At 60.7% G+C, this 13,696-nt stretch carries 14 protein-coding genes; 12 read left to right on the top strand and 2 right to left on the bottom strand.

Annotated features, from left to right (window positions below; translation table 11 throughout):
* Positions 1-40: 40 nt before the first annotated feature.
* The 12 genes from AF71_RS24295 (at position 41) to ureG (ending at position 9,575) form a co-directional block, all read left to right on the top strand.
* Positions 41-862: an urease accessory protein UreD gene (locus AF71_RS24295; RefSeq protein WP_169683560.1), complete on the top strand. Its 822-nt coding sequence runs from the start codon at positions 41-43 to the stop codon at positions 860-862.
* A 20-nt stretch (positions 863-882) separates the two neighbouring features.
* Positions 883-1,185: an urease subunit gamma gene (locus AF71_RS24290; protein ID WP_018858231.1), complete on the top strand. Its 303-nt coding sequence runs from the start codon at positions 883-885 to the stop codon at positions 1,183-1,185.
* A 7-nt stretch (positions 1,186-1,192) separates the two neighbouring features.
* A complete protein-coding gene (locus tag AF71_RS24285) occupies positions 1,193-1,447 on the top strand; it encodes a DUF1272 domain-containing protein (RefSeq protein WP_018858232.1) in 255 nt (84 codons plus the stop codon).
* A gap of 10 nt (positions 1,448-1,457) precedes the next feature.
* Positions 1,458-1,763 (top strand): urease subunit beta, encoded by a 306-nt coding sequence (locus tag AF71_RS24280; protein ID WP_018858233.1) that lies wholly within the window; start codon positions 1,458-1,460, stop codon positions 1,761-1,763.
* 19 nt (positions 1,764-1,782) lie between these two features.
* The gene (locus tag AF71_RS24275; RefSeq protein ID WP_169683558.1) at positions 1,783-2,193 is read left to right on the top strand and encodes a lysozyme inhibitor LprI family protein; all 411 of its coding nucleotides are present in this window, start codon (positions 1,783-1,785) and stop codon (positions 2,191-2,193) included.
* 16 nt (positions 2,194-2,209) lie between these two features.
* Positions 2,210-2,833: a hypothetical protein gene (locus tag AF71_RS24270; protein WP_026371926.1), complete on the top strand. Its 624-nt coding sequence runs from the start codon at positions 2,210-2,212 to the stop codon at positions 2,831-2,833.
* Positions 2,834-2,836: 3 nt separating this feature from the next.
* The gene (gene ureC / locus AF71_RS24265) at positions 2,837-4,546 is read left to right on the top strand and encodes an urease subunit alpha (protein ID WP_169683556.1); all 1,710 of its coding nucleotides are present in this window, start codon (positions 2,837-2,839) and stop codon (positions 4,544-4,546) included.
* 340 nt (positions 4,547-4,886) lie between these two features.
* On the top strand, positions 4,887-5,738 hold the full coding sequence (locus AF71_RS24260) for a GGDEF domain-containing protein (RefSeq protein ID WP_037216195.1): 852 nt from the start codon (positions 4,887-4,889) through the stop codon (positions 5,736-5,738).
* Between the two features lie 210 nt (positions 5,739-5,948).
* Entirely contained in the window at positions 5,949-7,328 is a 1,380-nt protein-coding gene (locus AF71_RS24255; protein WP_246733788.1) for an adenylate/guanylate cyclase domain-containing protein, read from the top strand.
* 373 nt (positions 7,329-7,701) lie between these two features.
* The gene (ureE, locus tag AF71_RS24250; RefSeq protein ID WP_018858239.1) at positions 7,702-8,184 is read left to right on the top strand and encodes an urease accessory protein UreE; all 483 of its coding nucleotides are present in this window, start codon (positions 7,702-7,704) and stop codon (positions 8,182-8,184) included.
* A gap of 6 nt (positions 8,185-8,190) precedes the next feature.
* Positions 8,191-8,862 (top strand): urease accessory protein UreF, encoded by a 672-nt coding sequence (locus AF71_RS24245; RefSeq protein ID WP_018858240.1) that lies wholly within the window; start codon positions 8,191-8,193, stop codon positions 8,860-8,862.
* Between the two features lie 101 nt (positions 8,863-8,963).
* On the top strand, positions 8,964-9,575 hold the full coding sequence (gene ureG / locus AF71_RS24240; protein WP_025660122.1) for an urease accessory protein UreG: 612 nt from the start codon (positions 8,964-8,966) through the stop codon (positions 9,573-9,575).
* Here the strand turns inward: ureG and AF71_RS24235 are convergent, their stop codons facing one another.
* Both AF71_RS24235 and AF71_RS24230 read right to left on the bottom strand, forming a co-directional pair.
* Positions 9,576-10,256 carry a Crp/Fnr family transcriptional regulator gene (locus AF71_RS24235; RefSeq protein WP_018116916.1) on the bottom strand — a complete coding sequence of 227 codons (681 nt, stop codon included), beginning with the start codon at positions 10,254-10,256 and terminating at the stop codon, positions 9,576-9,578.
* Between the two features lie 144 nt (positions 10,257-10,400).
* The gene (locus tag AF71_RS24230) at positions 10,401-13,691 is read right to left on the bottom strand and encodes an efflux RND transporter permease subunit (protein ID WP_018116917.1); all 3,291 of its coding nucleotides are present in this window, start codon (positions 13,689-13,691) and stop codon (positions 10,401-10,403) included.
* Positions 13,692-13,696 lie beyond the last annotated feature (5 nt).

Here is a 13,696-nt window from a genome sequence, read left to right as displayed (position 1 = left end):
ACGGCCGGGGTCAACCGGCGGTCCATTGGGAAGGGACGGAATGACGAACGCGGGGGCAGCTACGAGACCGCAGAGAGCCGAGGGGCGCGGGCATCTGGCTGCGAGGATGCTCGACGGGCGTACGCGCCTGCAGGAACTCTACCAGGAAGGAGCGGGCAAGATCCGGCTTCCGGATACGTTCGATTCCTCCATGGAAGCCGTCATCATCAATACCGCGGGCGGCCTCACCGGCGGCGACCGAATGAACTGGAGCGTTGCGGCTGGTCCCGGCGCCCGCATCGACGTCACCACGCAGGCCTGCGAGAAGATCTACAAGGCATCGGCAGGAACGGCTGAGGTCAACACCAGCATTACCGTGGGCGCAAACGCCCGGGTGGACTGGTTGCCGCAGGAAACCATCCTGTTCGATCGTTCATCGCTGTTTCGAAAGCTCGACGTTGATCTCGATGATGATGCCGAATTCCTGGCCGTCGAGGCCATCCTGCTTGGCCGGAAGGCGATGGGGGAGGCGGTGGAGAGCGGCCTCTTTCGCGACCGCTGGCGTATTCGCAAGGCAGGCCGGCTCTGCCACGCCGAGGACCTGGCGCTGCAGGGAAATGTTGCAATGTTCGCCGGTGCCGATGCCGTGCTGTCAGGCAAGGTCGCGTTTGCAACGCTGCTGTATGTCGGGCCGCGCGCCGAAGCCTACCTCGGTGCAGTGCGCCCGCTGCTTGAGGGCCATATGGGCGGCGCCAGCAGCTGGGCCGGCAAGCTTGTCGTGCGCCTTTCAGCGCCCGATGGTTTTGCCTTGAGAAAAATTCTCATCCCGATCATTTCGGCCTTGCGCGATGGAGCGCCGGTGCCGAAAGTCTGGAATCTCTAGTTGAAGCAGATGGATGCATGATGAACCTCACACCGAGAGAAAAAGACAAGCTGTTGATTTCGATGGCGGCGATGGTCGCGCGGCGGCGGCTGGAACGGGGCGTCAAGCTCAACCATCCCGAAGCGATCGCGTTGATCACCGATTTCGTCGTCGAAGGCGCGCGTGACGGGCGTCCGGTCGCCGAACTGATGGAGGCGGGGGCTCATGTCGTCGGCCGTGACCAAGTGATGGAAGGCATCGCGGAGATGATCCATGACGTCCAGGTCGAGGCAACCTTTCCTGATGGCACCAAGCTCGTCACCGTCCACGAACCGATCCGCTGAGGTTCCCATGCTGGAGCTGCGCCCCAATTGCGAATGCTGCGACAAGGATCTTCCGCCCGACAGTTCTGAGGCAATGATCTGCACATTCGAATGCACGTTCTGCGCCGATTGCGTTGCCGATGTTCTCGGCGGCATCTGCCCGAATTGCGGCGGCGAACTTGTGCGCCGCCCGGCGCGCCCCGCTGCCAAGCTTGCCAAGTACCCGGCGTCGACAAAGCGCGTTCTGAAAGCCGAGGGCTGCGGGCCCATCAAGGCTGCGTGAGGAGAAGATCATGATCCCAGGAGAAATCATTGCCGCAAGCGGCGACATCGAGCTGAACGTCGGCGCGCCGACAGTGACGCTTGAGGTCTCGAACACCGGCGATCGCCCCGTGCAGGTCGGCAGCCACTATCATTTCGCGGAAACGAATGCCGGTCTCTCTTTCGATCGGGAGAAGGCACACGGCATGCGGCTCGATATCCCGGCCGGCACGGCCGTACGTTTCGAGCCCGGTCAGACGCGCTCGGTGACGCTCATCCCTCTCTCCGGCAAGCGCGAAGTCTACGGTTTCCGCCAGCTGGTCATGGGCAAGCTCTAGAGTGGGCCGGGAGCAGATGATGCGTGCGAGCCTGCACCTTCTGGCCGCCGGTGCTGCGACGGTCTTTGCCTTCGGCGCCAACGCCGAGGATCTTGATTGCAAAAATCCGGTCACGCAAGCTGACATGACGGCTTGTGAACAGGCGCGCCAGCAGACCGCCGACAAGGCACTGAACGCACAATACAAGATCACGCGCGCGGCTCTCGCAGCACTCGACAAGGATCTCGATGCGGATATGCGGGGTGCCGAAGAGGCACTGGTGAAGGCGCAGCGCGCATGGGTGAATTTCCGTGATGCGGAGTGTGAGGCGGCAGGCTTTCAGGCGCGTGGCGGCACGATGGAGCCGATGCTCGTAGCAGGCTGCATTGCAGAGTTGACGGACGCGCGCACCAAGCAGCTCAAGGAATTCGCAGAGACGATGGGCAACTGACATGGTTGGCAGGATCATGGTCGTCGGCAACGGAGAGATCGGCGCACAGGCGGCGGCCGCAGTGGCGGATGCTGCGTTCGTTATCCGCTTTAACGAATGCCGCTCCTACGAAGCGAGCCCGGGGCGCACCGACGTCGTCGCCGTCTGCAATACCGGGCGGCCGGGCAAGGCAATGCTTGCTTCCGAGGCGTGGCGGGAGCATCCAGCCGTGCGTGAGGCGGCGGCGATCTGGAGCGTGCGCGATCCGCAAAAGTTCGCGGAACTGCGAGCGCCGCTGGCCGTATCGCATCCCGAGCTCGACGATTTCTGCGACGACTACACGAGTCAATTCAATGCGTTCTGTGCTGATGTTGGCAAGATGCATGTGGTCGTTGACAAAGTGATTCATGAAGCGGTGGACGAGGCGCTGGCTGCCTACCACCCGGCGCCCTACGTCGTGCCGAGCAGCGGCATGATCGTGATATCAGAAGTGATGAACAGATTTCCCGAGGCGACCATCGATCTCGCAGGCTTCGGCCACGCGGGATGGGAATGGCATCCTTTTGCTGCCGAGCGGCAGCTTGTCGATAGTTATGTCGCCGCTGGCCGCGTCACGCGGCTGCCGGCAAGCGCATCCCTTTCTTCCTCCCAAGGAGCCTGACATATGCCCTACAAGATTTCCCGCGCCGCCTATGCCGGCATGTTCGGCCCGACCACCGGCGACAAGGTGCGCCTTGCCGATACCGAGCTCTTCATCGAGATCGAGAAGGATTTCACCACATATGGCGAAGAGGTGAAATTTGGCGGCGGCAAGGTCATTCGCGACGGCATGGGCCAGAGCCAGGCGACGCGGGCGCAGGGTGCTGTCGATACCGTCATCACCAATGTCGTCATCATCGACCATACGGGCGTCGTCAAGGCCGATATAGGCCTAAAGAACGGCCGCATCGCGGCGATCGGCAAAGCCGGCAATCCGGACACGCAACCCGGCGTCAACATCATCGTCGGCCCCTCGACCGAGGCGATCGCTGGCGAAGGCAAGATCATCACTGCCGGCGGTATGGATGCGCATATTCACTACATCTGCCCGCAGCAGATCGAGGAAGCGCTGATGTCGGGCGTAACCTGCATGCTGGGCGGCGGCACCGGCCCGGCGCATGGCACGCTCGCCACGACCTGCACCGGTGCCTGGCACATCGAGCGGATGATCGAGAGCTTCGACGGCTTCCCGATGAACCTTGCGCTTGCCGGCAAGGGAAACGCCTCGCTGCCCGCCGCACTCGAAGAGATGGTGCTTGCGGGCGCATCGTCGCTGAAGCTCCACGAGGACTGGGGCACGACGCCGGCTGCGGTCGACTGCTGCCTTTCGGTCGCCGACGACTATGACATCCAGGTGATGATCCACACCGACACGCTGAATGAAAGCGGCTTTGTCGAGGATACGATCGGCGCCATTAAGGGCCGCACCATCCACGCCTTCCACACGGAAGGAGCGGGCGGTGGCCACGCTCCTGACATTATCAAGATCTGCGGTCAGTCGAACGTCATCCCGTCGTCGACCAACCCGACGCGGCCCTACACGGTCAATACCGTCGCCGAGCATCTCGACATGCTGATGGTCTGCCACCATCTGTCACCGTCTATCCCCGAGGACATCGCATTTGCCGAAAGCCGCATCCGCAAGGAGACGATCGCGGCGGAAGACATCCTGCATGACATCGGCGCCTTCTCGATCATTTCGTCCGACAGCCAGGCCATGGGTCGTGTCGGGGAGGTAGCAATCCGTACTTGGCAGACTGCCGACAAGATGAAGCGTCAGCGCGGCCGCCTGAAGGAAGAGAAGGGCGAGAACGACAACTTCCGCGTCCGCCGCTATATTGCGAAATACACGATCAACCCGGCGATCGCGCAAGGTCTTTCACACGAAATCGGCTCGATCGAAGTCGGCAAGCGCGCCGATCTGGTTCTGTGGAACCCTGCCTTCTTCGGCGTCAAGCCTGAGATGGTATTGCTCGGCGGTTCGATTGCTGCGGCTCCCATGGGAGATCCGAATGCTTCGATCCCGACGCCGCAGCCGATGCATTACCGGCCGATGTTTGCCGCCCACGGCAAGCTGCGAACCAGTTCGTCTGTCACCTTCGTCTCGCAAGCGTCGCTCGATGCGGGTCTGAAGAGCCGTCTCGGCGTCGCTAAAAATCTTGTCGCTGTGAAGAACACCCGCGGCGGCCTTTCCAAGGCGTCGATGATTCACAACAGCCTGACGCCGCACATCGAGGTCGATCCGGAGACCTATGAGGTGCGGGCTGATGGCGAGTTGCTGACCTGCGAGCCGGCCACCGTCCTGCCGATGGCGCAACGCTATTTCTTGTTTTGAGTGTTTGGGGCGGCCGCATGCGAGGTGGCGGCTCCTAAAGCCGCGCGTTAAGACTGAGTCTCCTGTGGGTTGTTTTTTATTTTTGTATGTTCCACCTTGAGGCGTTCCTTCCGTAATAGGACATTCTCCTTGTTGGTGGTTATAAAACACAAGTAAAAACAAATTGTTACGCTTCAAACCTCGCTGGATGATTGATCGCGGAAAGCGTCACGTTTTTGGGCAGCTTTCAACCGCCGCTCAATTCACCAAACTCGTTCGAACTTTAACAGTTCACTTAAGAACTCAGCAGGAGGTGACCTCTAAGCAATGTGCCTAGCGGCGGGCAAGAAGGTCGATTCGCATGAGAATTTCACTCCAGGCGGAGCTTGGCGATTTTCGTGATCGCCGCGCAATTTATGTGTTTGCTCTCAAGATGAGCTTCCTTGCGGTGACGCTCTCGTCGATCGTCATTGTCCTGCTATTGCCGCCGCTCGACTGGGCGGGACTGATGCCTGTTCCGCTCGCTCATGGTGTTGTCTACGGCGTGTTACTGTCGTGGCTTATTGGCGGGGCGGTCTCAAGCGTGCTGTCGCTGATAGCCGGTCACGCGATGCACCAGCTCAGCGTCTCGCGCGCGGAGTTCGAGCAGTTGAGCCGCACCGATGTGCTTTCAGGTCTTCTCAACCGACGTGCCTTTACAGAGGCATTGGAGCAGGTCGATGGAAATGCCTGTCTCGCGATCTTCGACGTCGACCGGTTCAAGGCCATAAACGATCGCTTCGGCCATGCCTGCGGCGATTCCGTCATCGTGGCGGTCTCCGCCATCCTCGCGGCTGCCTTCGGCGGGCACTCCGTCGCGGCGAGGCTGGGCGGTGAAGAGTTCGGCGCGATCGTTGTCGGTGGCTCACAAGAGCAGCGGATCGAGAGAGTGCAGTCGGTCTGCGCCCGCCTGGCCGGGCATCCGGTCGTTGCCGACGATTGCGTGGTCGCACTGACTGTGTCGGCCGGTATTGCGGAGTTCGAGCCCGCACGGAGCAACGAGGCTGTTTATTCGGCGGCCGACAAGGCGCTCTACCTGGCAAAGGCGCTCGGTCGAAATCGCGTGGTGCATGAGAATGACGGGCTGCATCCTGGTTGGCGCAGACGTTTGCCGGAGGAGGCCGTGGCCGCGCACGCAATGAACATGGATTGCGATGAGGCGCGGCTGGCCTGACGAATTCGCGGAATTACACAGCGAATGCCTGCAACGACAAGTTGGAGCCGGCGGATAAGCGCCACGCGGCCTCGTTGATCCCACGCGACGGCGGAAATCATGCTTCGCCGCGTAGTTCTGTGTTACGCTTGTCATTGTCACTCATGCGATCGCTGGTTACTTGGAGAGCTTATGGCAAGGACGCCCCTCAAGCGACGGCTGGCAGCAATCATGGCCACCGACGTAGTCGGCTATTCTCGTCTCATGGAGGCTGACGAGGAGGCGACGCTAGCTTCAGTCAAAGCGATGCAGGAAGAGCTGATAAGGCCGAATGTCGAGCGCGAAGGCGGCAGGGTTTTCAAACTCATGGGCGACGGCACCTTGGCCGTATTTGATTCCGTGAACGGTGCAGTGGAGTGCGCGATTGCAATCCAGGGCGAACTTATGCGCCAGCCGGAAGGGTCGCGCCTAATTCTTCGCATTGGAATCAATCTGGCCGATGTTTTGGTCGATGGTACCGACTTATTCGGCGACGGAGTGAACGTTGCCTCTCGCATTGAAGCAAGCGCATTCCCCGGCGGCATAAGCATCACCGATGGCGTCTATCACCAGATCGCCAAGAGGACTGGGACGGATTTTGTGGATGGCGGCGAAAGGGTTCTAAAGAATATCGATCGACCCGTGCGCGTTTGGCACTGGCAGCCACGTTACAACGGTTTCGTGGAAGAGGAGCGACCGCGCCCTGCTGACGGAGCAATCGCAAAGACCGCAGTTAGAATCACCGCCGCGCCGTCAACGGCCCCGCAGCAGCTGGACTTGGCGGAACTGGTTGTATCCTCCCTTGAAGACCTTCTTACCGAGCAGCGTTGGCTCGATGTCTCGCGTGTTGGATCCGCTTCCGCCGCACTGGATGGACATGCCACTCGCCCGTATGACTACACGGTCAAGATTGGTATTCATGGCGCAGGCCCGTTCCGGGTAAACGCCAAATTCCTGCATACGAACGTCACGCCTGTGATGTGGTCGCGAGCTTTCGATCTTCCGGAAAGTTACCATTTCGATGTCGTTGAACTGGTGGCGGCGGAGATAGGCTCGCTGGTTCAGGACAAGGTGCTGCTTGCAGCATCCGAGATGATCGCCAAGAAACCACAGTCGTCCTGGTCGGCCGACGAAAACTTCCTCTATGGCAGGATGCTTGATAGCAAGCATATGCTTCCCGAGGCAGAGGTTTTCTTCTTGAGGGCAACGGAACTGGATCCGGGGATGATTTATGCCCAGGCCAGCTATGCCATTGCCCGACTTACAGTTTTGCCCAAACAGGCGACTTCGAGCACCTGCGCCGCGCCGACGAGATCGTACGGATCGCCTTGCGTATCGACAACAATGACGCCCTTTCCCACTATGCGGCAGCGCTGGTCCATCTGCTTTCACGCGACTACGACGGGGCCAGATCGCATTATGGCAAGGCGCGCGACCTTGCGCCCAGCGATCTGCAGATTCGCGCCGATCACGCGGAAATGCTCCACTACCTCGGCGACCTGGAACAAGCGGACGCCGAAATCGGTGAATGCTTCAGGTTGGCAAAATATCCCCCGGTGTGGTTCTGGGTGATCAGGGGAATTATCCGACTCCACCAGGGCCGCTTTGGTTCTGCAATTGAGGATTTTGAGAACATTCCATGGAGGTCGTGGCGAACGCTTATCTTGCTTGCTGCGGCCTATGCCCTGCACGGTGACGAAGTTCGACGTCGGCAGTACCAGACTGAGGCCTTGAGCCTTCAGCCCGCACTCGGACCTGAGCTTGTGCGAAACACTTTTCCCTATCGCGACCAGGACGCGCTTTCAAAACTTCTCTGTGCCTTTGTAGGAACTGCATAGGAATTCCGGGCGCAAACATCTGCTGCATATGCCTTTCCGGCAGGTTCCTTCTTGCATCGCATCAGGCTATTTTGCATGGTCGCAGTCTCAAGCGAATTGGACACGTCATGCAACGCGTTACTTCCTACCTGCCTGCGGGCACGCCTTCCTCGAACCCCATCGGAAAAGTGGTTTTGCCGCACGACCTGAGGCATTTGCGGCGAAAGCTGCTTCACCTCGACAACGGCGAGATGGTCATGCTCGACCTCAAGGAGCCGGTGCTTTTTGCCAGTGGTGATATGTTGGTTCTCGAGGATGGCGAGCTCATCGAAATTGTAGCCGCAGACGAGAAGCTCTTCGAGGTGAGGGGCAGGGATCGCGTGCACCTGATCGAGCTCGCGTGGCATCTCGGCAATCGGCATCTCGGCGCCCAGATCGAGGAAGACCGCATCCTTATCCTTCGTGATCATGTGATCCGCTCCATGCTCGAAGGGCTCGGTGCGACGATCCGCGAAGTTGCAGAGCCGTTCCAGCCGGCACGCGGTGCGTATCATTCACATGGCCATGCGCACGGTCATGACCAAGCGCATCATCATCACTCGCACGACTGATCCGATATGACTGATGATGCCGACCTGCAGGCGTTGTTGAGGATGATGACCTGGCTGTCGCCAGCTTTCCCCGTCGGGTCCTTCGCCTATTCAGGCGGTCTGGAGCGCGCCGTTCATGATCGGCTGGTCCCCGATGCTCATTCGCTTACTGCGTGGGCGTCGAACCTGATGGAGCGTGGGCCTGTATGGAACGACGTGGTTCTCCTTGCCGAGAGCCACCGCTGTCACCGACAGTCGGAGCGGCTCGGCGAACTGGCGGAGCTCGCCGAAGCGCTTGCCGGCTCGCGCGAGCGTCATCAGGAGACGATGCTGCTCGGCGATGCGTTCCTGTCCGCCGCCGGTGCGTGGCCAGACGAGGTTTTCGATCGATTGCCGCGACATGTGGCCTACCCGGTGGCGATCGGTGCCGTGGCGGGTGCCCATGGGGTGGCGTTGGAGAAGGCGATTGCGGCATTCCTGCATGCCTATCTCTCGCAGGCAGTTTCCGCAGGTATCCGTCTCGGCGTGGCCGGGCAGAAGGATGGCGTTGCCATTCTGTCGCGGCTTGAAGGCGACATAACCTCGGTTGTGAAACGGGCGGCAGCTTCAACACTCGACGATCTCGGATCGGCGACCATCCAGGCCGACATCATGTCGCTGCGCCATGAAACGCAGTCGACCAGGCTCTTTCGATCGTGACTTGTCCGCAGACGCGCGGCCAGCCGTCGCGACCTGCGTCATTTGCCGGTGGTCGCCCTTCAGGCGGCACGCTATCATCGGCCGTTATTGGAGTTCAGAATATGAAATCAGGAAACGGACCCTTGCGCGTGGGCATCGGTGGGCCGGTCGGCTCCGGCAAGACGGCGCTGACCGAGAAGCTCTGCAAGGCCATGCGCGACGACTATTCGGTGGCTGTCGTCACGAACGACATCTACACGACCGAGGATGCCGAGGCGCTCATGCGCATGCAAGCTTTGCCATCGGATCGGATCGTTGGCGTGGAGACCGGCGGTTGCCCGCACACGGCGATCCGTGAGGACGCGACGATCAATCTGCAGGCCATCGCGGGCCTGAATGAGCGGATTCCCGATCTCGATGTAGTTTTCATCGAGTCGGGCGGTGACAATCTGGCCGCCACCTTCTCCCCTGATCTGGCTGATATCACGATCTACGTCATCTCGGTTTGCCAGGGCGAAGAAATCCCGCGCAAGGGGGGCCCAGGCATTACCAAATCGGACCTTCTCGTCATCAACAAGAAGGATCTGGCTCCCTATGTCGGCGCGGACCTCGAGGTCATGGACCGCGACGCGACGCGGATGCGCCAGGCACGCCCCTTCGTATTCTCCGACATGAAGCGTGGCGACGGCGTTAGCTCCATCGTCAGCTTCCTGAAGGAACATGGCGGCCTGTAGTCAAACCTGCCTCAGCGCGTTGACATCCTCGATCGCGATGGCGCGGCCGCTGACGCGTACGCCTGATGTGCGCAAGGCGGAGAAGGCACGTGACAGCGCTTCCGGCGCAAGGCCGAGCTTTCGTGCCAGCAGGCGCTTTTGGAACGGCAGGCGCAGGGAAGCCCGCGCACCCTCACTCGTACAATGCGTCAGCAGATAGTGGGCGACGCGCTGCTGGCTGGTCTGCATGCGATCGCGCGCCAGACACTCCATGGTCGACAGCAAATGCCGCGAGAGGCTGCGCGCGATCGCGCTGCCAATCCGCGGGTGTTGAGCGAGCAACGCCTTGACCTCAGCGAGATCAAAGCGGGCGAGGATGACGTGCTCCATCGCCTGTGCGCTATAATTGTATGCGTCGCCGGCAAGCACCAGGCATTCACCGAAGCTGTCGCCCGGCTCGCAGATGCTGACATCCGCTTCGCGTTCCTCAGAGCCGCGATAGAGCCTGACGTAGCCACTTAGCACGCAATAGAAGTAGTGCGCCTTCTCGTGTTCACGGAAGAGAACATCCTGTGGACCGTAGCGCACCGCCACCGCGCAGGACAGCAGAGCGTCTCGCTCGTGTCGGTCAAGATTGGAGGTGATCAACGCACCGCCAAGCATCGCCTGCTGCGCGCTGCTCAGTTTAAAAGCTCCGGACATCTGTTTCTCCCTGTGGCGCGGCGGGTGCCGTTCCCTACCTGATATTTGGAAGGATAACCGGGAGATGCGGTTCAGAACTTGAGCTTGATCAAATGTCAGCTAATAAAAAAGCCGGGGTGTTGCCCCGGCTCTTGGCTCGAGCGGCTACTCTGCCGCGAACGGCGGCAGGCGTACGACATTGCCAGATTTGCCGCGCTTGCTTTCCGGGGTCTCGATTGCCGTTACCCGGCCCTCGAGCGCACCCAGCGCTTGTGTGAGTTCTTCGCGGGACATGGCCAGATCTTCCTTGTCCTTCTTGCCCACGAGACGACCGAACATCCAGGCAAGCAAGCGGGACAGATCGTCCATGATCAGGAAGAACGAAGGCACGACGACCAGCGAAAGCACGGTCGACACGATAATGCCGCCGATCACCGCAATCGCCATCGGCGCACGGAACGAACCGCCTTCGCCGACGCCGAGCGCTGATGGCAGCATACCTGCTGACATGGCGATAGACGTCATGATGATCGGCCGGGCGCGCTTGCGACCTGCTTCGACCATGGCTTCGACACGCTCCATGCCGCGATGACGCATCTCGATGGCGAAGTCGACGAGCAGGATCGCGTTCTTCGTCACGATGCCCATCAGCATCAGGATGCCGATCATCACGGGCATCGAGAGCGGATTCTGGGTGACCAGCAGCCCGACTGCCACGCCGCCGATCGCAAGCGGCAGCGAGAACAGGATGGTGAAGGGCTGGATCACGTCCTTGAAGAGGAGGATCAGCACCGTCAGCACCAGCATCAGGCCCATCAACATGGCGTTGACGAAGCTCTGCTGCATTTCGGTCTGCACCTTCGTGTCGCCACTTTCGGCAAGCTGTACCGTCGGCGGAATGTTGGCTTCCTTGACGATCTGGCGGAACCGTGCCGAGGCAGTGTCGAGTGCCACGCCCTGCGGCAGGTCCGAGCCGATCGATACGACGCGGTAGCGGTTGTTGCGCTTGATCGAGCTGACGCCTTCCGAATAGTCGATATCGGCGACAGTGGAGAGCGGTACGGTGCTGCCGCTTGCCGTCTGGATCTTCATTGCCCGCAAGGCGGCAAGATCGCGACGCATGTCGAGCGAGGCCTGCACGCGGATCGGGATCTGGCGATCGTCCAGGTTGATCTTGGCGAGCGCCGCATCAATATCGCCGATGGTGGCAACGCGGATGGTTTCGGAGATCTGCTGCGGCGTGATGCCGAGGCGAGCCGCCTGATCCTTGCGCGGACGGATCTGGAGTTCCGGACGGGGCAGGGCGCCTTCGGCGCTGACGTTCGCCAGCAGCGGATCGGCTCGCAGTTTGGCTTCCAGGATACCGACAGCATCGTTCAGATCCTTCTCGTTCTTGGAGAGGAAGTTGAACGACAGGTCACGTTCGCCGCGATCGTTGAGCTTCAGGATGCGAACGTCTGGGATATCATGGAGTTTGGCAAAGACCTCCTTTTCTATATCCCACTGCGGACGAACGCGTCCCTTTGGTTCCACCTTGGGCAGATAGGATCCAATGACCGGGACCTTAACGAGCATGTCGTCCAGCTTCTTTAAAAGCCTCTGGTCAAGCTTGTGGAGCGTGAGCGTTACCGTCGCACGGCGCAGTTCGAGGTCGCCCTTCGGAGACGCGCCACCAAGCACGAAGACGCTTTCGACGCCGTCGATATCCTTCACGTCCTTGTAGATCGCGTTCGTGGTCGCTTCCGTGTCGTCGAGCGTCGCATTCGGCGGTAGCTCGACGGACAGGACGATGCGCGATGCGTCCTCCGGCGGCAGGAAGCTGCCGGGCACCTGCGCAAGCAACATCACGGAGCCGACAAGGAAGGCGATCGCCGCAATCAGTGTCGCATAGCGGGTCCACCACCGGCGGGTCGTAGCGCGCACGAGGCGCGTATATCCGCGGAAGAAGAGGCCGTCGTTGTCGTGATGGTCTTCGATGCCGTCTTCCGCGCGCATCAGATATGCGGCCATCATCGGCGTGATGAGGCGCGCCACCATGAGCGAGAAGAAGACCGAGAAGGCAACTGTCAGGCCGAACTGAATGAAGTACTGACCGGGGATGCCAGGCATGAACGACACCGGCACGAACACAGCGATGATCGTGAAGGTCGTCGCGATAACCGCGAGGCCGATTTCGTCTGCCGCCTCGATCGCCGCGCGGTAGGGCGTCTTGCCCATCTTGATATGTCGGGCGATGTTCTCGATCTCGACGATCGCGTCATCGACGAGAATACCGGTCGCGAGCGTCAGGGCGAGGAAGCTGACAAGGTTCAGCGAGAAACCCATCAGGTCCATGATCCAGAAAGTCGGGATCGCCGACAACGGCAGCGCGATGGCCGAGATAAGCGTTGCACGCCAGTTCCGGAGGAAGAGGAAGACAACGATGATCGCAAGCAGCGCGCCCTCGATCAGCGTATCGATGGCCGCTTCATAGTTGCCATAGGTGAAATAAACGGAGTCGCTGATCAGCTCGATGCCGACGTTCGGGTTTTCCGCACGCACCTTGTCGAGGCTCTTTGCCACGGTTTCGGCGACGCTGACCTCACTGGCGCCCTTCGAGCGGAAGACGCCGAAGGTCACGACAGGGGTATCATCGAAGCGCGAGAAGGATTTCGGCTCCTGATAGGTGTCCTTGATGACGCCGAGATCGGAAACCTTGACGAAGCGGCCGTTCGGCAATGCGATCGTGGTGTTGGCAAGTTCGGCGACGTTGCGGGCGTCGCCGAGCACACGGATCGCCTGTTCGCTGCCTGCCACCTGGCCACGGCCGGAGCCGAGGTCGACGTTGGTGCCGCGCAGTTGTTGGTTCACGCTTGCCGCGGTAATGCCGTGGGCGTTCAGCTTGTCGGGATTGAGCTCGATACGCACTTCGCGGTCTGCACCGCCGTAACGGTCGACACGGCCGATGCCGGCCTGCCCCTGCAAGGCGCGCTTGACCGTATCATCGACGAACCAGGAGAGCTCTTCGAGCGTCATGTCGGGGGAGGAGACGGCAAAGGTCTGGATCGCCTGACCCTCGACGTCGATCTTCGAGACGATCGGTTCTTCGACGTTGGCAGGCAGGTCGCTGCGGATGCGGTCGATCGCGTCCTTGGTGTCCTGAACGGCCTGCTCGGTCGGCACTTCCATGCGGAACATGACGACCGTCTGCGACTGGCCGTCCGTCACCGTCGATTGGATTTCATCGATGCCGTTGATACTGGCGACGGCATCCTCGATCTCCTTCGTCACCTGCATCTCGAGCTCGGCCGGCGAAGCGCCGCTCTGCGTTACGACGATGGAGACGAGCGGAACGTCAATGTTCGGAAACCGCGTGATCGGCAGCCTATTGAAGGACTGGATGCCGACGAAAAGCAGAAGTGCGAACGCCAGAAGCGAGGCGACGGGATTTCGGATAGACCAGGCTGAAAAGTTCATCGGCC

The organism is Rhizobium sp. 57MFTsu3.2 (assembly GCF_012932765.1).
GTDB lineage: Bacteria > Pseudomonadota > Alphaproteobacteria > Rhizobiales > Rhizobiaceae > Rhizobium > Rhizobium altiplani.
Note: the sequence above shows the minus strand (reverse complement) of the source record. Positions and strands in the feature narration are given on the sequence as shown.